At 69.0% G+C, this 21,446-nt stretch carries 21 protein-coding genes; 18 read left to right on the top strand and 3 right to left on the bottom strand.

Annotated elements, in window-relative coordinates; translation table 11 throughout:
• Positions 1–19: 19 nt before the first annotated feature.
• The 3 genes from DM816_RS02025 to DM816_RS02015 all read left to right on the top strand — a co-directional run bounded on the left by DM816_RS02025 (position 20) and on the right by DM816_RS02015 (position 2,208).
• A complete protein-coding gene (locus tag DM816_RS02025) occupies positions 20–295 on the top strand; it encodes a chymotrypsin family serine protease (RefSeq protein WP_162907009.1) in 276 nt (91 codons plus the stop codon).
• 34 nt (positions 296–329) lie between these two features.
• Positions 330–1,013 (top strand): class I SAM-dependent methyltransferase, encoded by a 684-nt coding sequence (locus DM816_RS02020; RefSeq protein WP_117208308.1) that lies wholly within the window; start codon positions 330–332, stop codon positions 1,011–1,013.
• Positions 1,014–1,209: 196 nt separating this feature from the next.
• A complete protein-coding gene (locus tag DM816_RS02015) occupies positions 1,210–2,208 on the top strand; it encodes an ArsR/SmtB family transcription factor (protein WP_117208307.1) in 999 nt (332 codons plus the stop codon).
• Between the two features lie 37 nt (positions 2,209–2,245).
• Here DM816_RS02015 and DM816_RS02010 read toward each other — a convergent pair whose 3' ends face one another.
• The 3 genes from DM816_RS02010 to DM816_RS02000 are packed head-to-tail and all read right to left on the bottom strand — an operon-like array spanning position 2,246 to position 4,834.
• Complete coding sequence (locus DM816_RS02010; RefSeq protein ID WP_162907008.1) at positions 2,246–2,911, bottom strand: TVP38/TMEM64 family protein; 666 nt, start codon at positions 2,909–2,911, stop codon at positions 2,246–2,248.
• Entirely contained in the window at positions 2,908–3,618 is a 711-nt protein-coding gene (locus tag DM816_RS02005; RefSeq protein WP_117208305.1) for a type 1 glutamine amidotransferase, read from the bottom strand. The genes DM816_RS02010 and DM816_RS02005 overlap by 4 nt, the downstream gene beginning before the upstream one ends.
• Positions 3,608–4,834, bottom strand: coding sequence for a MurT ligase domain-containing protein (locus DM816_RS02000; protein WP_117208319.1), 1,227 nt, complete (start codon positions 4,832–4,834; stop codon positions 3,608–3,610). Before DM816_RS02000 ends, DM816_RS02005 begins: the two co-directional genes overlap by 11 nt.
• 110 nt (positions 4,835–4,944) lie before the next feature.
• Between DM816_RS02000 and DM816_RS45115 the strand changes: the two genes are divergently transcribed.
• The 15 genes from DM816_RS45115 (at position 4,945) to DM816_RS01930 (ending at position 21,372) form a co-directional block, all read left to right on the top strand.
• Positions 4,945–5,067 (top strand): hypothetical protein, encoded by a 123-nt coding sequence (locus tag DM816_RS45115; RefSeq protein WP_281274283.1) that lies wholly within the window; start codon positions 4,945–4,947, stop codon positions 5,065–5,067.
• Between the two features lie 150 nt (positions 5,068–5,217).
• Entirely contained in the window at positions 5,218–5,649 is a 432-nt protein-coding gene (gene mraZ, locus DM816_RS01995; protein ID WP_117208304.1) for a division/cell wall cluster transcriptional repressor MraZ, read from the top strand.
• 142 nt (positions 5,650–5,791) lie between these two features.
• Complete coding sequence (gene rsmH, locus DM816_RS01990; RefSeq protein ID WP_117208303.1) at positions 5,792–6,739, top strand: 16S rRNA (cytosine(1402)-N(4))-methyltransferase RsmH; 948 nt, start codon at positions 5,792–5,794, stop codon at positions 6,737–6,739.
• A gap of 85 nt (positions 6,740–6,824) precedes the next feature.
• Positions 6,825–7,217 (top strand): cell division protein FtsL, encoded by a 393-nt coding sequence (ftsL, locus tag DM816_RS01985; protein ID WP_117208302.1) that lies wholly within the window; start codon positions 6,825–6,827, stop codon positions 7,215–7,217.
• Positions 7,218–7,239: 22 nt separating this feature from the next.
• Positions 7,240–9,195, top strand: a complete 1,956-nt coding sequence (locus tag DM816_RS01980) for a peptidoglycan D,D-transpeptidase FtsI family protein (protein WP_117208301.1) — start codon at positions 7,240–7,242, stop codon at positions 9,193–9,195.
• 34 nt (positions 9,196–9,229) lie between these two features.
• Positions 9,230–10,798 (top strand): UDP-N-acetylmuramoyl-L-alanyl-D-glutamate--2,6-diaminopimelate ligase, encoded by a 1,569-nt coding sequence (locus DM816_RS01975; protein ID WP_117208300.1) that lies wholly within the window; start codon positions 9,230–9,232, stop codon positions 10,796–10,798.
• Positions 10,795–12,135, top strand: coding sequence for a UDP-N-acetylmuramoyl-tripeptide--D-alanyl-D-alanine ligase (locus tag DM816_RS01970; RefSeq protein ID WP_117208299.1), 1,341 nt, complete (start codon positions 10,795–10,797; stop codon positions 12,133–12,135). Before DM816_RS01975 ends, DM816_RS01970 begins: the two co-directional genes overlap by 4 nt.
• A complete protein-coding gene (mraY, locus tag DM816_RS01965) occupies positions 12,132–13,238 on the top strand; it encodes a phospho-N-acetylmuramoyl-pentapeptide-transferase (RefSeq protein WP_117208298.1) in 1,107 nt (368 codons plus the stop codon). Before DM816_RS01970 ends, mraY begins: the two co-directional genes overlap by 4 nt.
• Entirely contained in the window at positions 13,235–14,566 is a 1,332-nt protein-coding gene (gene murD, locus DM816_RS01960) for a UDP-N-acetylmuramoyl-L-alanine--D-glutamate ligase (RefSeq protein WP_117208297.1), read from the top strand. The genes mraY and murD overlap by 4 nt, the downstream gene beginning before the upstream one ends.
• A 100-nt stretch (positions 14,567–14,666) precedes the next feature.
• Entirely contained in the window at positions 14,667–15,977 is a 1,311-nt protein-coding gene (locus tag DM816_RS01955; RefSeq protein ID WP_117208296.1) for an FtsW/RodA/SpoVE family cell cycle protein, read from the top strand.
• The gene (gene murG / locus DM816_RS01950; RefSeq protein ID WP_117208295.1) at positions 15,974–17,074 is read left to right on the top strand and encodes an undecaprenyldiphospho-muramoylpentapeptide beta-N-acetylglucosaminyltransferase; all 1,101 of its coding nucleotides are present in this window, start codon (positions 15,974–15,976) and stop codon (positions 17,072–17,074) included. The genes DM816_RS01955 and murG overlap by 4 nt, the downstream gene beginning before the upstream one ends.
• A gap of 23 nt (positions 17,075–17,097) precedes the next feature.
• Complete coding sequence (gene murC, locus DM816_RS01945; protein ID WP_117208318.1) at positions 17,098–18,531, top strand: UDP-N-acetylmuramate--L-alanine ligase; 1,434 nt, start codon at positions 17,098–17,100, stop codon at positions 18,529–18,531.
• 179 nt (positions 18,532–18,710) lie between these two features.
• Positions 18,711–19,472 (top strand): cell division protein FtsQ/DivIB, encoded by a 762-nt coding sequence (locus DM816_RS01940; protein ID WP_117208294.1) that lies wholly within the window; start codon positions 18,711–18,713, stop codon positions 19,470–19,472.
• 117 nt (positions 19,473–19,589) lie between these two features.
• Positions 19,590–20,693, top strand: a complete 1,104-nt coding sequence (gene ftsZ / locus DM816_RS01935) for a cell division protein FtsZ (protein WP_117208293.1) — start codon at positions 19,590–19,592, stop codon at positions 20,691–20,693.
• Positions 20,683–21,372, top strand: a complete 690-nt coding sequence (locus DM816_RS01930) for a YggS family pyridoxal phosphate-dependent enzyme (protein WP_117208292.1) — start codon at positions 20,683–20,685, stop codon at positions 21,370–21,372. Before ftsZ ends, DM816_RS01930 begins: the two co-directional genes overlap by 11 nt.
• The last annotated feature ends 74 nt before the right edge of the window (positions 21,373–21,446 follow it).

Here is a 21,446-nt window from a genome sequence, read left to right as displayed (position 1 = left end):
CAAGACGAGTGTGCTCGGCATGCGCATCTGCACGACCGGCGCGTTCTTCGGCCGAAGCGACTGCGGCTATGTCCTCCAGCTCGGGGTCACGGCCACCTACGGCGGCGTGACGGTCAAGAACCTTGGCCGGGGCAACTTCCGCGGCGTCGGCGGCGACAGCGGCGCACCGATGTACGCCAAGCACACCGCCTACGGCCTGCAGGTCGCCGGCTACAGCATGTGCGACAGCCTCTATCAGGGCATCCGGGCCGCCGAGAACAAATTGAACGTCGACGTCCTGCACGCCAGTTCATAAGCCTCTTCACAACCCTGGCGGCTAAGCTCGTCGAGTGACCGAATCGTGGTTGCTCGACGAGCTGGCGTTTGCGGGCCCCGAACACCTGGACGAGGCGTTCGTCGCCGGATACGACCGCAAACAGGGCTTCCCCGATCCCGCGCCGGACGTCGAGATCCTGCGGGCACGCGGCGCGCGGACGGTGGTCGACCTCGGCGCGGGGACGGGCCGGTTCGCGCTCGCCGCGGCGCGTGTGTTCGACCACGTGACGGCCGTGGACGTCTCGCCGGCGATGCTCGAAATGCTGCGCACGCGGGCTCGCGCCGAAGGATTGTCCAATCTGGATGTTGTGCGGGGCGGGTTCCTCACCTATGACGGGCCGCCCGTGGACGCCGTGCACACGCGCAACGCGCTGCATCAGTTGCCTGACTTCTTCAAAGCCGTTGCGCTGCAACGCATCGCTGGCCAGCTGCGGCCGGGAGGCGTGCTGCGGCTGCGCGATCTCATCTACGACTTCGCGCCCGCGGAGGCCGAGGCGGTGTTCGCGCAATGGTTCGCGCACGCCTCCCCTGACCCGAGCCTGGGCTACACGGCCGCGGACTACGCCGAGCACATCCGCACCGAGTTCAGCACCTATCGCTGGCTGCTCGAACCCATGCTCGACCGGGCCGGGTTCGACATCGTGAGCGTCGACTTTGAACGGTCGCTCTACGGCGCCTACACCTGCGTCAAGCGGTGACGACGGCCACGTCACTATCGGACATTTGACTCATGTGGTACCGTCCACATCCCGCACCGTAACGGAAAACCGCAGCTAGCCTGCCGTTTGTGTCGCCTACCGCACAGACTCTCGTGCACTTCAACTGATTCGCGTCCATCGACGCCGCCTAGTACGTTTGCTGGCAAATGCGTAATGCGCGACCTGGGGGGATCAGATGTTACGCATCCACTTCACCGCAAAGGACCTTGCCCGCACGAGAATCGCCGCCGAGCCCGACCTGCTATGGGAAGTCCTGCTGAGCCTGCATGTCACGCAGAGCGCCAGCGTCATGCAGAACGCGACCGGACGCCTGGTCTATGGACCGTGGCGGCGGCACGCTTCGGGGAGCGTCAGCCCGGGAGACCTGGCACTGCTGCGCGAGTTGGCGCCGCCCGCCGGTTACTCCCCGGATTTCCTGACCCCGATCGGGGCCGGGCCGGGCCTCGACGCCGGGCTGGAGCTGCTCCTGGCGTCCCCGCGCGAGAAGGTGCGCACCCAGCTGGAATATCTTGCCATCCGGCGCCCGGTGACGGCCTGGAGCCACGAGCTGGCCACGGGCCGGGTCGAGCCGATGCGCCGGCTCGCCGCGGCCATGCGGTCCTATCACGACACCGCGCTCGCGCCATATTGGCGCTCCATTCGCAGTCACGTCGTCGCCGACCGGGCCCGCCGGGTGCAGGAGTGGAGCGGGCAGGGCATCGACCACATGCTGTCCCATTTGCACCCGGGGGTGCGCTGGACCCCGCCGGTGCTCGAGGTGTTCGACTTCGCCGACACCGACCTGCATCTCGACGGGCGCGGGCTGCTGCTGCAACCGTCGTTCTTCTGCTGGCAGGCGCCGACCAAGCTGCGTGACACCGAGCTTCAACCCATTCTTGTGTATCCGACCCAGCCCGCGCCGGGCGAGCTGAGCCAGACCGACCGGCCGCCCAAGCTGGGGGCGCTGCTCGGCCGGACCCGGGCGATGGCATTGGAGGCGACCGTGTCGGGCTGCACGACCAGCGAGCTGGCGCGGCTGTGTGGGGTGTCTCTCGCCGCGGCCAGCCATCAGGCCACGGTGCTGCGCGACGCCGCCCTCATCACCACCCGCCGCGAGGGCGGCGCCGTCCGCCACGAAATAACCCCCTTGGGCCTAACCCTCCTCAACGGCCTGACCCTCACCCCTTCCGGTTGATCATGAACTTACGTCGAGAATGGACATGAGTTCATGATCAACGCGAGAGGTGAGCTTGGGCGCGGGTGGTGTGGCGCCAGTAGAGGGCGGCTGTGGTGCTGATGAGCACACCGACGGTGGCGGGCAGGAACGTCAGCCAGCTCATGGACTCCGGCGCCACGGCCGCGGCCCCGATCGTCGCGTAGCTGATCGAGGAGGGTGCGCCGCCTAACGCGGTACCCCCGAGAAAATCTCTAAACCGCACGGAGGAGGCACCGTAGGCATACCCAACCAGGCCGAAGGGCGCGATCGGCAGCAGCCGCACCACCACGACAGCGAGCAGGCCGCGGCGGGCAAGCCAGCCGTCGAGCGCGGTGATGCGCGGGCCGGCCTTCGCCAACAGCATCTCGCGGCCGGCCCAATGCCCGAGCGCGTAAGTGATCGTCGCGGCGATCAGCGCGGCCGAAAGCGCCCACGCCGCGCCGGCCCAGGCACCGAAGATGGCGCCACACGCGAGCGAAACGGCCGTGCGCGGAACCAGCGCGCACAGCATCACGACCGCTACCGGCACAACCGCGACCGGGCTCAGCTCGCGCAGCGGGAGCTGCCACCCGACCACCGCCAGCACGGCGACCGCGATGGCAAGCCCCGCAAGCCTTTCGCCACGCCACGGACGCCGGCCCTGGCGGAGGGGCGGCTGTGGGCGCGAAGCCCCGGTTTTCACGCCAGCCCGTTGGCTGTCAGCCGCTCGGTGCGCAACTTCGACGTCCAGGTCTCGTCCAATTCGGGCAGTCGGTCCTCGCCGGTCGCCCAGCTCAGCAACAGATCCGCGAGCGCGGGGTTGCGCGACAGGGCCGGGCCGTGGCAGTACGTGCCGAGCACCGTGCCCAGCCAGGCACCCTCGGTCTGGTTGTCGTTGCCGATGCCCACCTTCACCTGTGCCAAGGGTTTCGCGCCCGGCCCGAGGTGGGTGCGGCCACCATGGTTCTCAAAGCCGGTGAGCGTGGGCAGCCCCAGCTCCGGGTCGACCACGCCCGCGAGCTCGCCCACGGCCCGGGTCTCGCCCCGGTCCGAATACAGATCCAGCAGCCCAAGGCCCTCACATTTGGCGCCCTTGGCGAAGAAACTGCTTCCCAACAGTTGGTACCCGGCACACACCGCAAACACGACGGCCCTCCGGTCGACCGCGCGGTGCAGCCCGCCGTCGGCGATGAGCCGTTGCGCCGCAAGCGCTTGCGGCCCGTCCTCGCCCCCGCCCAGCAGGTAGATGTCACCATCGGGCAACGAGTCGTTGGCGAACACCTCGACGGTCTCGGCCGGGATCCCGCGGGCGCGGGCCCGGTGCGCGAGGATCAGCATGTTGCCGCGATCTCCATATGTGGACAGGAGATCCGGATATACCCAGACGATCTGCAGGGCGCTAGACGACACGATCCAACTCCGCTCTGATGTCCTGGAACGCGCTGTAGTTGGCGATCACCTCAAGCCGTCCGGGCGGCACGGCCTCGACCGCCCGCCAGAAGTTGGCGACATGCTCGAACTGCACGCCGTTGACCTGCAACCGTACGGCCAGGTCGTAGGCGCGCTCGCCGGTGATGAGCACGCGCCTTGCGTGAAGCGGCGAGAAGTCCACATCGAACAGCCAGCTGGTGTCGTATCCGTCGGGGTCGCGCGCGTTGATGGCCAGCAACGTCGGCGCGTCTTCGGCCATGTCGAACGCTTCGAGCCAGCTCGCCGGATTCTTCGCCAGCAGGAGCCGAATCGTGCGCCCTTTGCGGTCCACCTGCGCGTAACGCCCGGCCACACTGGCCACCTCGCTCAGCCTGGGCGCGCCGTCGGCCGGGTCGACGCCGAACCAGTGGGCGACGGCCAGCGCGGTGGCGGCGTTTCCCACGTTGACCCGCCCGGGGAGCTGGAGCTTGAGCTCGTGCCGCCGGCCGTCCGGGTCGATCACGGCGCTGTCGTCGATCGTCCACTGTGGAGTGGGCCGGATCAGATCGCCGGTCGGGCAGGCCCAGTAGTCGCCGTCGGTCTCGCGCCAGATGTGCGAGCCGCAGGCCGGGCACACGTGTGCGTCATCACGCCAGCGCTGGCCGGCGGCGAACCATGTCACGTTTTGCGAAGCCGCGGCGGCATAGACGATCATCGGATCGTCAGCGTTGGCCACGATATGCAGGTTCGGGTACTGCGCCACGGTGTCGCGCCACAACTGGGCGATCATCGCGACCTCCTTGGCCCGGTCGAGCTGATCGCGGCTCAGGTTGAGCAGCGCGATCACGACCGGGGATGTGGCCGCGATCACCTTCGGCATCCAGTGCTCGTCGACCTCAAGCACGGCAAACGGAGTGCTGCCCGCACGGGCCAGCGCCGAGGTGTGGCCGGTGGGCATGTTGGCGCCGAACGAGTTCGTGGCCACCTCGCCAAGCACGCCCAGCGCGGCGGCCGTGAACCGGGTCGTGGTCGTTTTGCCGTTGGTGCCGGAAACGAGCGCGATGCGCCGGCCGGCGGCCAGATGCGCGAGCAGGTCGGGATCGATCATCATGCCGAGCTTGCCGCCGATCACCGAGCCGTCGCCGCGCCCGGTCGCCCGGGACAGCGCCGCGGCCGTCCTCGACACCCCGGCCGCGATCGCCGCGCGCAACGGCAGCTTCTTGTCTTCCACGCGCCAGAGGTTACCCCACGCCCTCCCGCCGCGTTCCTTCCGCGTTGATCATGAACTGAAGTCCGTTCTCGGCGGCGCGTCGCCGCATCAACTTCATGGTCAACACCATCGCGTCGATCATGAAGCTGCGGTCGCGACGCACCGTCGAACATGGACCTGACTTCATGATCAACCCGGAGGGGGGCGCGGGGGTGAGTCGTGTCGTGAAGGTGACGTGAGGGGCATTTGTGGAGCTAGAAGGGTCACTTAAGGATGATTTTGGATTGACGGTGGAGGGAAGTGGAGTAAAGTGGGGGGCTATGGCGGGCTGGCGGGTCCGTCGCCGCGAGTCCCCGCGTTTTGCGGGGTGATCCGGGGGGTGTGGGGTCGTGTTTTTGGGCACCCATAATCCTCGACTGGATGACAAAGGCCGGTTGATCCTGCCCGCCCGTTTCCGGGAGGAGTTGGCAGGAGGTGTCGTGATCACTAAAGGGCAGGAGCGCTGTCTCTATGTCTTCACGACTGCCGAGTTCCAGCGAATCGCGCAGCAACTGTCGGAGGCGCCGGTGACCCACCGGGCGGCGCGCGCCTATAGCCGGGTTTTCTTCGCCGGCGCTCACGATGAGGTCCCCGACAAGCAGGGCCGGGTCACGATACCCGTGCACCTGCGGGAATACGCGGGCCTTGAGCGCGACCTGACGGTCATCGGCGCGAGCACCCGGGTGGAGATCTGGGATACGGCGGCCTGGTCCACCTACCTCGAGGCAAGCGAGCAAGAGTTCGCCGAGATCGAGGAGGGGGTGTTGCCGGGCGGTCTCTAAACGTTCGTACCGCGAGGTCTCCACCCGCTCTCACGATGGTGAGGAGCACCTGGGATCACTTCCCCGATGCCAGGCGCCGGTCTCCGGCGGGGGTAGCGGATGGGGATCTGGCGGTACGAACCGTTTTAGCGAGGGGGTCGGGGTGGAGCCACGCGGCAGGCATGTGCCAGTGCTGCTCGAGCGTTGCCTGGAACTTCTCGCACCGGCCCTGCAGCGCCCCGGCGCGGTGTACGTCGACGCCACACTCGGCCTCGGCGGGCACGCCCTGGCCGTACTGCAGCGCTTTCCCGAGACGGTCCTGATCGGGCTGGACCGGGATCCGGAGGCCCTGGTGCACGCGCGCCGGCGGCTGGCCGGATACGAGGACCGGACACAGCTGGTGCACGCGGTTTACGACGAACTGCCGGCGGTGCTCGGCCCGCGAAAAGTTGACGGGATCCTATTTGATTTGGGTGTGTCCTCCCTGCAATTGGACGAGGCGGACAGGGGGTTCGCCTACGCCCAGGACGCGCCGCTGGACATGCGGATGGATCAGACCACCGGGATGACGGCCGAGCAGGTCGTCAACACTTACCCGGCGGCCGACCTCACTCGCATCCTGCGCACGTTTGGGGAGGAGAAGTTCGCCAAGCGCATCGCCGCCGCGATCGTGCGGGAGCGGGCGAAGGCGCCGATCACTTCGTCGGCGCGCCTCGCCGAGCTGGTCCGGGAGTCGATCCCGGCGCCGGCCCGGCGCACCGGGGGACACCCAGCGAAACGGACGTTCCAGGCCTTGCGCATCGAGGTCAACGGCGAACTGTCCACTCTGGAGCGTGCCTTGCCGGCCGCGATCGGCGCGCTCAAACCGGGTGGTCGGGTGGTGGTGCTCTCGTACCACTCGCTCGAGGACAGGATCACCAAGCAGGCCTTTGCCGAGCTGGCACGGAGCAGGGCGCCGATCGGGTTGCCGATCGAGCCGCCCGGCACCGAGCCGACGCTGCGGTTGCTCACCCGGGGTGGGGCGGAGCTGCCGAGCGAGGCGGAGGTCGCGGCGAACCCGAGGGCGGCGTCGGTGCGCTTGCGCGCCGCCGAACTTCACAAAGGGGGTTGAAATGAAGACGACGGCAATGCGGGCGTCGCCAACGCCGGCGACGGATGTTCCACAGCAGAAAGGGTCGCTTCCGGGGGGTCGGGACGTGACCATCGATCTGGATGTGGATGTGGCGCAGAAGCCGAAGCTCCGGCTGGTGCCGCCGGTGCCGGTCAAGGTCGTGCGCACCCCGTTCGTGATCCTCGTGATCATGGTCGTGGTGGCCGGCGTGCTGGGCATCCTGGTGCTCAACACAAAGATCAACCAGAACGCGTTCGAGCTGGCGGCGCTGCGCGACGAGCAGAACCGGCTGGACCTGCGCCAGCAGCAGCTGGAGCAGCAGATCGCCGAGTACGAGTCGCCGGGCAACCTCGCGGCCGCGGGCCGCAAGCTCGGCCTGGTCGACCCTGGCGCGCCAGCGTTCATCACGCTACCCGACGGCAAGATCATCGGGGTGCCGAAGCCGGCGGCCGGATCGCCGAGCGCAGCGAGTCAGTGAACGAACCCACGGGGAGGTAGGCATGGCAGAGGACAAGAAGCCATACCGCCGCAGCGGTATCGGCAACGCGCGTGCCTACACTCCCCGTGGCCGGACCGTGCGCGACACCGGTCCGGTCGAGCGGGTCGTGCACAAGGCGACACCCGTGCCGCGCAAGAAGGCAGCCTCGCGCAAGCTGAAACCGCCACCGCGCCAGCGCGTGGTGCTCAAGAAGCTGAAAATCAAGCGCACGCCGACGCCACCGCGAATGGGCGAGCCGAAAAGAAGGCTGCGCCTGGCCACGGCCCTGTCGTTGCTGCTGTTCACGATCATCGGGGTGCGCCTGGTCCAGCTTCAGCTGACCGACGCGCCCGCCTATGCCGCCGCGGGGTTGCGGGACCGGCTGACCACGATCGACCTGCCCGCGCCCCGCGGGTCCATTTTGGACCGCAACGGCGCGGTGCTCGCGCACAGCGTGGAGGCGCGCTACGTCGGCGTCGACCCGGAAATGGTCAAGGACATCCCGGCGACCGCGGCCGCGCTTTCCCCGCATCTGGGCGTCGCCGTCTCCGAACTGGTGCCCAAGATGGAGAAGAAGGCGCCCGGGTCGCCTGGTTGGCGCTTCCAGTTCCTCAAGCGCGGGGTGGACGTGGAGGTCGCCCAGCGCATCGCCGACCTCAAGCTGCCGGGCATCAGCATCGACCGCGACGAGCGGCGCGACGTGCCCGGCCTGGACCTCGCGGCCAACCTGATCGGCTTCACCGGCACGGATCTCAACGGGCTCGCCGGCATCGAGGCCCGCTTCGACCAGGTACTGGCGGGCAGGGACGGCAAGTTCACGTTCGAGGTGGGCCAGGGCGCGCTGCGCAAGCCCATCCCCGGCGGTTATCAGGTGGTCACGCCTGCCAAGCCGGGCAGCTCGCTCGCCCTGACCATCGACCGGGACGTGCAGTTCATGGTGCAGCGCATCCTCGCCGACAAGATGCGCAGCCAGGGCGCCACGTGGGCGGCGGCGATCGTGCTCGACGCCCGATCGGGTGAGGTGATCGCGCAGGCGAGCTACCCGACCTACAACGCGAAGCAGCCGTTGGCCTACAAGCCTTCCGAGCGCGGCGACATGGCCACGAGCGCCGTGGTCGACCCGGGCTCGATCCACAAGGCCATCGTGCTCGCGGGCGCGCTGCAGGAGGGCGTGGTCACGCCCGACTCGACGATCGAGGTGGGGCCGTCGATCCGCAAGGGCGACGAGCCGTTCCGCGATCACGGTCGGACCTTTCCGGAGGGTACCCAGCTGACCCTGCCCGGGGTCATGGCCTATTCGTCCAACGTTGCCACCATCAAAATCGCGGAAATGCTTGGGCCAAAAAAGCTTTACGACTATCAGCGGGCCTTCGGGCTGGGCGCGGAGACCGGCATCGGCGTGCCGGGCGAGGCCGCCGGGCTGGTGCAGCCGCCGGAGAACTGGAGCGGCTCATCGCACGGCTCGATCCCGATCGGGCACGGTGTGGCGGTCACGCCGCTGCAGATGGCCGCCGCCTACGCGGCGATCGCCAACGACGGGGTGTGGGTCCAGCCACACATCGTCAAGGAGACCATCGCGCCGGACGGCAAGCACATCCCGAGCGGTCCGGCCAAGAACCACCGCGTGATCAGCCCGGAGAACGCGGCCGCGCTGCGCCAGATCATGGAGGCGGTCACGGTCGTCGACGACGCCACCGGTACCAAGGCAAGGCTCGACGGCTATCGGATATCCGGCAAGACGGGTACCGGCAAGGAGGTCAAGGACGGCGAGTACGCCCCCGGAGAGGTCGCGTCGTTCATCGGCATGGCACCGGCCGACCAGCCAAAATATGTCATCGCCGTGTTCGCCCACACGCCGGTCGGGGGCGGCGGCGCGGTCGCCGGGCCGGTGTTTCGCGACATGATGGCCTACACCCTGCGGCACTTCCGGGTCCCGCCGACCGGCACGAATCCGCCCGACTTTGTCATCACCCGATAAGTGATCGGCACACGGCAAGGTAAGGTCTCGTCCCGTGCCCGGCAATTTCCGTCCCGAATCGGTGAGCGGCTCTAGCCTGTCAGCCATCGCCGCGCTGCTGGGGCTGTCCGCGAGCGCGGACATCCAGGTCACGGGCGTGACGCACGCCAGCGATCAGGTGCGGCCGGGTGACCTCTACGCGGCGCTGCCCGGCTCCCGCGCGCACGGCGCCGACTTCGCGCGGCAGGCGATCGCGGCCGGTGCTGTGGCCATCGTCACCGACCGCCCACTTTCGTTGGAGGTGCCGGTGTTGGTCGTGCCGTCGCCCCGGGAGGTGCTCGGAGCGGTGGCCGATCTGGTCTACGGCTCGCCGTCGGCGCGGCTGACCGTGTTCGGCGTGACCGGCACGGCAGGCAAGACGTCCACCGCATATCTGATCGAGTCGGGCCTGCGCGCGGCCGGTCACGTCACCGGGCTGCTCGGGACCGTTCAGACCCGCATGGGCGACCTGACCGTGTCCAGCGTGCGCACCACGCCCGAGGCCACCGACCTGCACGCGCTGCTCGCAGCCGCGGTCGAGCGCGGGGTGACGGCCGTGGTGATGGAGGTTTCGAGCCACGCGCTGGCGATGGGCCGAGTGGGCGGAGTGCGCTTCGACGTCGCGGGCTGGACCAATTTCGGCACCGACCACCTGGACTTCCACGCCGATCGCGAGGACTACTTCGCGGCCAAGGCGCGGCTGTTCGACGGGCGGGCCGGGGTCGAAGTGCTCAACCTGGACGACCCCGCCCTGGTGCCCTTGCTCAAGCCCGACACGATCACCTTCTCGGCGCGGGGCGACGCGGAGGCGACCTGGCGCGCGGCCGACATCGTCGACGAGGGCTTCGGGCAGCGGTTCACCGCGTTCGGCCCGTTCGGTGACATGCCTGCGGCCGTGCAGCTGCCCGGCCGGCACAACGTGGCCAACGCGTTGCTGGCGCTCGCGATGCTGACCAGCGTGGGGATCCGGCCCGAGGTCGCGTCGGCCGGCGTGGCCGCGTGTCCCGGGGTGCCGGGCCGGCTGGAGTTGGTGTCCCCGCCGGATTCGGAGATCCTCGGCGTGGTCGATTACGCGCACAAGACCGACGCGATCGTGGCCGCCCTGGCGGCGCTGCGCGAGGTGGCAGGCTCCCGTGGCGGCAGGCTGATCTGCGTGCTGGGCGCGGGCGGCGACCGCGACCGGGGCAAGCGCCCGCACATGGGCGCCGCCGCGGCCGACGGCTCAGACCTGCTGATCGTGACCGACGACAACCCGCGCGGCGAGGAGCCGGCGGCGATCCGCGCCGAGGTGCTGGCCGGTGTCGCGAAGGGGGACGCGATCGAGGTCGGGGGCCGGCGCGAGGCGATCGTGGAGGCGGTGCGCCTGGCCAAACCGGGCGACGTGATCGCGTTGCTGGGCAAGGGGCACGAGACCGGGCAGGAGATCGCCGGCGAGATACTGCCATTTGACGACCGGGTGGAGTTGGCTTCCGCCCTGGGGGCCGCGAGAGGAGGTGACGCGGTGCGTGAGATGGCCGCGGACCCGCCGGAACCGAGGCGAGACGGCCCCGGGCCGCGCGACTCCGCCGTGCGGGGGCAGGCATGATCCCGCTCAGGCTCAGTGAGATCGCGGCGCTGACCGGGGGCGCGCTGCACGGTCAGGACACGGTGGTCACGGGCGGGGTCGAGTTCGACTCCCGCAAGATCGGGCCGGGCGGTCTGTTCGCCGCGTTCGTCGGCGAGAAGGTCGACGGGCATGACTTCGCGGCGGCGGCCACGGCCAACGGCGCGGTGGGGATCATCGGCAGCCGGGCGGTCGGCGGGGTGTCCACCATCGTCGTGCCGGACGTGCGCGAGGCGCTGGGCGGTCTTGCACGTGCCGTGCTGGACCGCCTGCCCGACGTGACGGTCATCGGCGTCACCGGGTCGTCCGGCAAGACGTCCACCAAGGACATGATCGCCCAGTTGCTGCAGCGGATCGGGCCGACCATCGCGCCGGCCGGGTCGTTCAACAACGAGCTGGGCCTGCCCTACACGGTGCTTCAGGCGACCGACAAGACGCGCTTTCTGGTGCTGGAGATGGGCGCCCGCGGGCCGGGCCACATCACCTATCTGTGCGGCATCGCGCCGCCACGCATCGGCGTGGTGATCAACGTAGGCGTGGCCCACGTGGGTGAGTTCGGCTCAACCGCCGCGATCGCCAAGGCCAAGTCGGAGCTGGTGCGAGCGCTGCCCGCGGACGGGATCGCGGTCCTCAACGGCGACGACCCGCAGGTGGCTGCGATGGCCGAGCTGACAAGCGCCGAGGTGCAGCTGGTGCACGTGCCCGACGACGTCGAGCTCGACGAGTTCGGGCGGCCGGCGTTCACGTTCGACGGGCAGCCGGTCACGCTCGCCCTGCGCGGCGCGCATCAGGTGGGCAACGCCCTGCTGGCGGCGGCGGTCGCGCGCCGGTGTGGGCTCGCGCAGGACGAAATCCACAAGGGACTGACCGAGCTGAAGTTGATTTCGGCCCGAAGGATGGATGTTTTCGACCGTGCCGACGGTGTCACGGTCATCGACGACTCCTACAACGCGAATCCCGACTCCACCGCGGCGGCCCTGCGGTCACTGGTGGGCCTCGGGCGGTCCCGCCGGACCATCGCCGTGCTCGGTTACCACGCCGAGCTCGGTGCGTCCGAAAGGGAGGGTCACGCCGAGGTCGGCGCGCTCGCGGCCGCCCTCGGGGTCGACGTGGTCATCGCGGTGGGGGAGTCGGCCGCGCCCATCCTCGACGGCGCGGCCTCGGTGCGGTCATGGGAAGGTGAATCGGTGCTGGTGAGCGATCAGGCGGCGGCCATTTCGGCGGTGCGGCAACGTCTTCGGCCGGGCGACGTGGTGCTCGTGAAGGGCTCCCGGTATCGCACCTGGGACGTCGCGGACAACCTGCGAGCGGATTCATGAGAGCGGTATTCATCGCCACACTCGTCGGCTTTTTGATTTCCTTATTCGGTACCCCGATAGCCATCCGTGCTTTCACCAAACTCAAGGCGGCACAACCCATCCGCACGGACGCGCCGGTCGGCCCGGTCCCGCCGCACCAGGGCAAGCGTGGCACGCCGACGATGGGCGGGGTCGTGTTCATCGTGGCGACCGTCATCGCCTATGTGGTGGGGCACATCGCGCTGCTGACCGTGCCCGAGCGGCAGATCGTGCAGATCACGCCGACCATCTCGGCGCTGGTGCTGCTGGGGCTGTTCGTGTTCTGCGGTGCGGTCGGGTTCATCGACGACTATCTCAAGGTGCGCCGGCGCAACAGCGGTGGCCTGAGCAAGCGCGGCAAGCTGCTCGGCCAGCTGCTCGTGGGCGCGGTGTTCGGCACCGTCGCGCTCAACTTCCCGAGCACCAACGGGCAGACCGTGCTGTCGACCAAGGTGTCGTTCGTGCGTGACGTGTCGTGGGCGGACATCGGCCACGTGGGCGCGGTGATTCTGTTCGTCTTCATGATCATTGCCACGTCCAACGCGGTGAACATCACCGACGGGCTCGACGGCCTGGCCACAGGCACGTCGGTCATGGTGCTCAGCGCGTTCAGCCTGATCGGTGCCTGGCAGTACCGGCACTGGTGCGCCGACTGGGATTACTCCGGCTATTGCTATGTCGTGCGCGACCCGCTGGAGATCGCGATGATCGGCGCGGCCGCGGCCGGTGCGTGCGTCGGCTTCCTGTGGTGGAACGCCGCTCCCGCAAGGATTTTCATGGGCGACACGGGCGCGCTCGGGTTGGGCGGCCTGATCGGGGGCCTGGCCATCGCGAGCCGTACCGAGCTGCTGCTGCCCATCATCGGCGGCCTGTTCGTGATCCTCATGGGCTCGGTGATCATACAGATGATCTCGTACAAGACCACGGGCAAGCGCGTATTCCTGATGTCGCCGCTGCAGCACCATTTCGAGCTGAAGGGCTGGAGCGAGGTCAACATCGTGATCCGGTTCTGGATCGTCGGCGGGATCTGCGTCGCGCTCGGGCTCGGCATCTTCTACAGCGACTTCCTGGCGCACATGCCATGAGTAGCTTTCTGGTCGCAGGCGCACGGGTCGCGGGGGCGGCCAGTGCGCTTGCGCTGCACCGGCTCGGGCATGAGGTGACCGTCGTCGACCGGGCGTCGGCCGACCCGCGGCTGGCGGAGGCCGGCATCCGCGTGGTCATCGGCGAACCCGACCCGCGGGAGCTGTTGTCCGGTGTGGACGAGGTGGTCGTTTCGCCCGGTGTGCCGCCGGACCATCCGCTGGTGCAGGCGGCCCTGCAGCGCGACATCGAGGTGTACAGCGAGCCCGAGCTGGCGTGGCGTCTTCGCGGGCCCGACGCGCCCATTTGGCTGGGCGTTACCGGTACCAACGGAAAAACGACGACGACCACGATGCTGGCCGCCATCCTCAAAGCGGCCGGGATGCGCACGGCGGCCCTCGGCAATATCGGCGAGCCGCTGGTGGACGCCCAAGCCGGTTACGACGTGATCGCGGTCGAGCTGTCCAGCCAGCAGCTGCACTGGTCGTCCACGCTCGCACCGCACGCGGGCGTCATACTCAACCTGGCCGACGACCACCTGGACTGGCACGGCGGCTTCGATGACTACGCGATGAGCAAGACCGCCATCTGGCGGGGCGGGATCGCCGTGGGCAACCTCGACGACCCGCTCGTGGAGTCGCTGCTGGGCAAGGCGGAGGGGCGCCGGATCGGGTTCACGCTCGACGTGCCGCCACCCGGATGCGTTGGCGTGGTTGAGGAATTGCTCGTGGACCGGATCGAGCCCGGTGACGCGCGCGAGCTGGGCACGATCGCCGACATCAAACCCGTCGGTGCGCATAACGTTGCCAACGCGCTCGCTGCTGCGGCGCTGGCCCGCACGGTCGGGGTTTCGCACGACGCGATCCGGGCCGGGCTGCAAGGCTATGTTCCCGAGCCGCATCGCAACGCGCTCGTGACCGCCGTCCGCGGAGTGTCCTATGTGGACGACAGCAAGGCCACGAATCCGCACGCGGCACAGGCCTCGCTGACCTCCTATGAGCGGATCGTGTGGATCGCGGGCGGCCAGCTCAAGGGAGTGGACATCGATCCGCTCGTGCAACGGGTCGCGCCCCGGCTCGCGGGCGCGGTGCTGCTGGGCGTCGATCGGCACGAAATCAAGGAAGCGCTGGCGCGACACGCGCCCAGCCTGCCGGTCGTCGACGTCGCGGCGACCGATGATGGGGCGATGGGGGAGGTAGTGCGAGCCGCCGCGGCGATGGCGCGGCCGGGCGACACGGTGTTGCTGGCCCCGGCCGCCGCGTCGCGGGACATGTATGAGAGCTATGCGCACCGGGGCAAGGCATTCGCCCAGGCGGTCCATCGGTTATGACCGAGAACCTGTTCGAGGTCAGCGGGATTACAGTCCGCCCTGTGCCTCATGCCGAATGCGACCGCCACCGGTTTGAACGCTCCGAGGGGGAGCATTCGGCATGAGTGCTGAGTCGGGGCGCCGCAGGGATCCACTGATGTGGGCCGCGGCGTTGCGCGGCCTGCTCGACCGCCCGCTGGCTTCGTACTATCTGTTGCTCGCGAGCTCCGGGCTGCTGCTCATCATCGGGCTGGCGATGGTGTTCTCGGCGACGAGCGTGTCGTCATACGGCTCGTCGGGCAACGCGTACAAGGTGATCCTGCAGCAGGTGGCCGCGGCCGTGGTGGGGCTCGCGGCGTTCTGGATCTGCCAGCGGCTGCCACGGCGCACGTTCCGTGCGCTTGCCCCGATCTCGGTCATCATCGCGCTCGTGCTGCTGCTCGTGATGGACGGCATCTACGTGCTGCACGCCTCGGGCACGATCTCGTCGCCGAACATCGGGCCGATCGAGTCGGAGACGCTGTGGCTGTGGATCGGGCCCGTGCAGCTGCAGCCGTCGGAGCTGGCGAAGTTCGCGCTCGTGCTGTGGGGAGCGGACGTGTTGACCCGCAAGGGAAAGCGCATCATCAACTGGCGCGAGCTGGTCATGCCGCTGTTCCCGGCCGTGGCGCTGCTGTTCATCCTTGTGGGGTACAACGACCTGGGGTCGATGCTGTGCCTGCTGATTCTGTTCGTCGGGCTGCTGTGGGCGGCGGGCGTGCCCTTGCGTTTTTTCGGCATCATGCTGGGCGTCGGGCTGGTCGGCATCGCGGGGCTGATCGTGGCGCCGGGCCGGTCGGACTACCGCTCCGAGCGCTTCGACGCGTTCTTCTCCGCCGACGCCGCGTTGCTGGCATGCAAGGGCGAGCAGAAGTGTTATCAGGCCAAGCAGGGGCTTCTGGCGCTCGCCGAGGGCGGCTGGTTCGGTGTGGGCCTGGGCAACGGCAGCGCCAAGTGGGGCTGGGCGCCCAGTGTGCACAACGACTTCATCTTCGCGCTGATCGCCGAGGAGCTCGGTGTGGTCGGGTGTCTGGTGGTGCTGGCCCTGTTCGCGGTGCTGGCCTACTCGGGCATGCGCATCGGGCGGCGCGTGGCCGACCCGTTCCGGCGCATGGCCGCGTGCGCGGTGACGCTGTGGCTCGTCGGCCAGGCAGTGATCAACATTGGTGGCGTGGTCAAGCTGCTCCCGATCACCGGGCTGCCGCTGCCGTTCATCTCCGACGGCGGAACTGCCCTGGTGGTGACGCTGGCGGCGGTCGGCATGCTGGCCTCGTTCGCCCGCGCCGAGCCCGATGCGGCGGCAGCCCTGCACGCCCGTCCCCCCGCGAAGTGGTTCCAGCTAGTCTGGGCACCGTTGCCCCCGTTGCCAAGTTCCAGTAGGAGAGTCCCGTGAAGTCAGTCGTCCTCGCCGGTGGTGGGACGGGCGGGCACATTTACCCGCTGCTCGCGTTCGCCGACTGTCTGCGCCGACACGATCCGGGGATCCGGATCACGTGCCTGGGCACGCCGCGCGGCCTGGAAACCGACCTCATCCCCGCGGCAGGCTACGACCTGCGCCACATCCCGGCCTATCAGCTGCCGCGCTCTGTCAACATGAACCTGCTGCGCACGCCCGACCGGATGTGGCGGTCGAGCCGGGCCGCCCGCGCGATCATGGACGAGGTGCAGGCCGAGGTGGTCGTGGGCTTCGGTGGATACGTGTCGGCCCCGTCCTTCCTGGCCGCGTGGCGGCGGCGCACGCCGATCGTCATCCATGAGGTCAACGTGCCCCCGGGCGTGGCCAACCGGCTGGGCATGCGGCTGACCAAGCACGTCGCCGTCGGCTTCCCGCACCAGGTCGAGCAGTCGGCGGCGCTGCGCAGGGCCGCGGTGGTCGGCATCCCATTGCGCCAGGCCATCGCCGCTCTCGACCGGCAGGCCATGCAGACCCGCGCGCGGGTGCACTTCGGGCTCGACCCCAACCGGCCGACCCTGCTCGTGTTCGGCGCGTCGCAGGGCGCCCGCTCGATCAACCTCGCCACCGCGGGCGCGGCCAAGGCCCTGTCGGAGGCGGGGGTGCAGGTGCTGCATGTGATCGGCGCCCGCAACGAGGACGTGGACGTGCCAGCGGGGCTTCCCGTGCCATACGTCCGGCTGAAATTCATCAACGAGATGGAGATGGCCTACGCGGCCGCCGACCTCGCCCTGTGCCGGGGCGGCGCGTTGACCTGCGCCGAGACCGCGGCCGTCGGGCTGCCGGCGGTGTTCGTGCCGCTGCCCTATGGCAACGGCGAGCAGCGGCGCAACGCGCTCCCGGTCGTTGAGGCAGGTGGGGGTCTCATCGTCGATGACGCCGAGCTGTCGCCACAGTGGATCGAGCAGAACGTGCTGCCGCTCGCGCTCGACAAGCAACGACTAGCATCGATGAGCGCGGCTGCGGCGGCATACGGCCGCCGTGACGGAGACGAGCAGCTGCGGCGGTTCGTGCTGGCGGCCGTGGGCGAGCAATAGGAGGAATCGTGGAGACGGCGGAGATGATTCCCGCGGGCGTTTTAGCCGCGGAGGATCTGGGGCGCGTGCACATGATCGGTGTGGGCGGCGTCGGCATGTCCGGCCTGGCCCGCCTGCTGCTGACGCGCGGCGTCCCGGTCTCCGGGTCCGAGCTGCGCGAGTGGCCGTCGCTGGACAGCCTGCGCGCGCTGGGCGGCACGGTGTTCATGCGGCATGAGCCGTCCAATCTCGACGGTGTGGACACGGTCGTCTACTCCACCGCGATCCCGGCCGACCACCTGGAGCTGGTCGAGGCGCGGCGGCGGGGCCTGCGCATCCTGCACCGGTCGGAGGCGCTCGCGGCCGCGATGACCGGCCGGCGCACCATCGCCGTCGCCGGGACGCACGGCAAGACCACCACGACCTCGATGGTGACGCTGGTGCTGCAGCAGGCCGGGCTCGCGCCGTCGTTCGTGATCGGCGGCGAGATCTCGGAGGTCGGCTCCAACGCCCACCACGGCACCGGCGAATACTTCGTGGCCGAGGCCGACGAGCACGACCGCACGTTCCTGCTCTACCGGCCGTACGTGGCCATCATCACCAACGTCGATGCCGACCACCTCAACACGTACGGCGACATGGCCGGGCTCGAAGACGCGTTCGTGGAGTTCGGCAGCCTCACCGATCCCGACGGGTTCATCATCACCTGCGCCGACAACGACGGCGTGCGGCACGTGGCCGACCGCCTGCGCGCGATGGGCCGCGCGGTCTACACCTACGGCGAGGCTTCCGACAGTGACTTGAGCATGTCCGAGGTGCATTCCTCGGCGTCCGGTGTGCGCTATCTGGCTACTTTGGACAACGAGCCATTAGGTGAATTTTCTTTGCCGGTACCGGGAAGACACCTCGGGCTGAATTCGGCGGCCGCCGTGCTGACCGCGTTGAAGCTTGGCATCGACCCGGAGGTCGTGGCCGCCGCGCTCGCGGGCCACCCGGGGGTGCGCCGGCGCTTCGAGCTCAAGGCGATCGCGGGCGGCGTGCGCGTCTACGACGAATACGCCTACCACCCGACGTCGATGACCGCCGCGCTGCACACTTTGCGCGAGGTGGCGGGCGAGGGCCGGCTCATCGTGGTGTTCCAGCCGTATCGGGTCTACCGCACGCGCGACCTGCAGACCGAGATCGCGACCGCGCTGGCGATCGCCGACGAGGTGCTCGTGATGGAGGTCTTCGGGCCGGGCGAGATACGCGAGCCGGGCGAGGGCGGGGTGGCCCTGACCGCGGCCATCGACCTGCCCGAGGAGCGCAAGATGTTCGTGCCGTCGTGGGAGGACGTGCCGGGAGAAGTGGTCCGGCGGGCCCGTGAGGGCGACGTGGTTGTGACCATGGGCGCGCCGCCCATCTCGCTCATGGGCGAGGACCTGATCGAGGCGTTGACCCAGCGCAGCAGCTACGCCCCCCGGCATGCGAAATCCTGACGCATTGCCGCCGCCGCTTTCCCGCAGCGATCTTGAGGCGCTCGGGCCATTCCGGCTCGGAGGTGTCGGCCTGCGGCCGCCACGCCGCGACCCGGAAAAGCCGCTCTTTGCTTTCAAGATCGCAAGGGAAGGTTGCGGCTTCAGGGTGGTAATGACGGCGACTTGCTTTGGCGGGAGCCATGACTGACGGCCGTCGTCGCTGGCGCCTGGTGCGGGCGCGCAGCGATGCGATCCCCGATTCGCTGCGCCGGCTCATGGCGCGGGCGCGCGAGACGCGACCGCGCTGGAGCGTCGTGCCGTGGCGGGAGATCGGGCTCGCGGCGACGGCCCTGGCGTTCCTGGGCTGGCTGGTGTTCTATTCGCCCGTGCTTGGCGTGCGCGAGGTCGAGGTGACCGGGCTGGTCGAGCTGCCCGAGGCACAGGTGCGCGAGACCGCCGCCGTGGTCATGGGGACCCCGCTGACCAGATTGGACGCGTCGGCGATCGCCGACCGGGTGCGCGGGCTCAAGCCGGTCGGCGCGGTCGACGTGTCCCGGGTGTGGCCGTCCACTTTGCGCATCGCCGTCACCGAACGGGTCCCGGTCGGCGGGGTCAAGCGGGACAACGCTTTCGAGCTGTTCGACGGGCAGGGCGTGCTGTTTCGCACGGCCGAGTCGCTGCCCGGCGGGGTGGCACACGTCGAGCTGACCGTGGTGAACCAGCTCCTGATCGACGGCGCGGCCCGGGTTATCGGATCCCTGACACCGGAGCTGCGTGAGTCCTTGGTCACGTTGAAGGTCGACGGGCCGGCCGGATACGAGCTCGTCTTGCCCAATGACCGTACTGTGATCTGGGGCGATGCCGAGGAAAACGACACCAAGGCGAAGGTCGCGACCGCCCTGTTGAAGCAGAAGGGGAAGCGCATTGACGTCAGCGTCCCGGAGATCGTCACGATCCAGTGATGGACACGCCGTCCGTGGTCCTTGGATCAAACCGCGCTGACACTTACGTTTTCGTCCAGACAGTAGTCGCAGTAATTGACAATGCTGTGAAGCTCTAGTAGAGGTTGAGGGTTTGCGATGACACCACCGCACAATTACCTCGCCGTGATCAAGGTCGTCGGTATCGGCGGCGGCGGCGTCAACGCGGTCAACCGCATGATCGAGGTTGGCCTCAAGGGCGTGGAGTTCATCGCGATCAACACCGACGCCCAGGCGCTGCTGATGAGCGATGCCGACGTCAAGCTCGACGTGGGGCGGGAGTTGACCCGAGGGCTCGGCGCGGGTGCCAATCCCGACGTCGGCAAGAACGCGGCCGAGGATCACCGCGACGAGATCGAGGAAGTTTTGCGCGGCGCCGACATGGTGTTCGTGACGTGCGGCGAGGGCGGTGGCACGGGCACCGGGGGTGCCCCGGTGGTCGCCAACATCGCCCGCAAGCTGGGCGCGCTGACCATCGGCGTGGTCACCCGGCCGTTCTCCTTCGAGGGCAAGCGTCGCCAGGTGCAGGCCGAGGCGGGCATCGAGGAGCTGCGCAACCAGTGCGACACGCTCATCGTGATCCCCAACGACCGGCTGCTCGCGCTCGGCGACCGCGGGATCACGATGATGGACGCCTTCCGGCAGGCCGACCAGGTGCTGCTGTCCGGTGTCCAGGGGATCACGGATCTCATCACCACGCCGGGCCTGATCAACCTGGACTTCGCCGACGTGAAGAGCGTCATGAGCGGGGCGGGCAGCGCGCTGATGGGCATCGGCAGCGCGCGCGGCGACAACCGCGCGGTCGAGGCGGCCGAGCGCGCCATCTCCAGCCCGCTGCTGGAGCAGAGCATGGACGGCGCACGCGGCGTGCTGCTATCCATCGCGGGCGGGTCCGACCTGGGCCTGTTCGAGATCAACGACGCGGCACAGCTGGTGACCGACGCGGCGCACGCCGACGCGAACATCATCTTCGGTGCGGTGATCGATGACGCGCTGGGCGACGAGGTGCGCGTGACGGTGATCGCGGCCGGGTTCGACGGTGGCACGCCGTCGTACAAGCCGGCCGAGGTGCGCCGGATCCCGCCACCTGAGCCGCCGCCCCTGCGCAACCCGGCGCCGACCAGCGCGCCGCCCGCGCAGACCCAGCGCAAGGTGCTCTTCGACGACGTGGACGTGCCGGACTTTCTGAAGAATGGATCGTAGGGACGAGCTTGCGGCCAACCTGGCGGCGGTGCGGGAGCGCATCGCCGCCGCGTGTATCGCGGTGGGACGGTCGCCTTCGGAGGTCACGCTGATTGCCGTGACCAAGACCTATCCGGCGTCGGACGCCGCGCATCTGGTGGCGCTCGGGGTACCGGATATTGGGGAAAACCGCGATCAGGAGGCGGCGCCGAAAGCGGCGGCCGTGCCCGGGGCGCGCTGGCACTTCATCGGCCAGCTGCAGCGCAACAAGGCCAAGTCGGTGGTGACGTATGCGCACATGGTGCATTCGGTGGACAGCGTGCTGCTGGCCCGGACGCTCGCCGAGCAGGCCTCGCGCAGGCGTGAGGCGCCGCTGGAGGCGCTCGTGCAGGTGAGCCTCGACGAGGCTCCGGGGCGCGGGGGCGCGGCGGCTGACGAGTTTTTGACCGTGGCCGAGGCGATCGCCGGATCGGGGGCGCTCAGATTGAAGGGCATCATGGCCGTGGCACCGCTCGGCGAGGATGCACAAATGGCTTTCGCCAGGTTGGAGCGGTACATCACACTACTACGGGCGGATCATCCTGATGCGACCGTGGTGTCGGCGGGGATGAGCGATGATCTTGTCGAGGCGATCGCCAATGGCGCGACACATGTGCGCATAGGCAGCGCCTTGCTCGGAAAGCGCCAGGCACTGCGGTAGCCTGGCGGCGGGGCACCGAATTACATGGGTGTGGTTCACCGGGATGTGACGTGAATGGTGTCCACGCGCGACAG

The sequence above is a fragment of the Allorhizocola rhizosphaerae genome (assembly GCF_003426775.1).
GTDB lineage: Bacteria > Actinomycetota > Actinomycetes > Mycobacteriales > Micromonosporaceae > Allorhizocola > Allorhizocola rhizosphaerae.
This window is presented reverse-complemented; position numbering and strand designations above follow the sequence as displayed.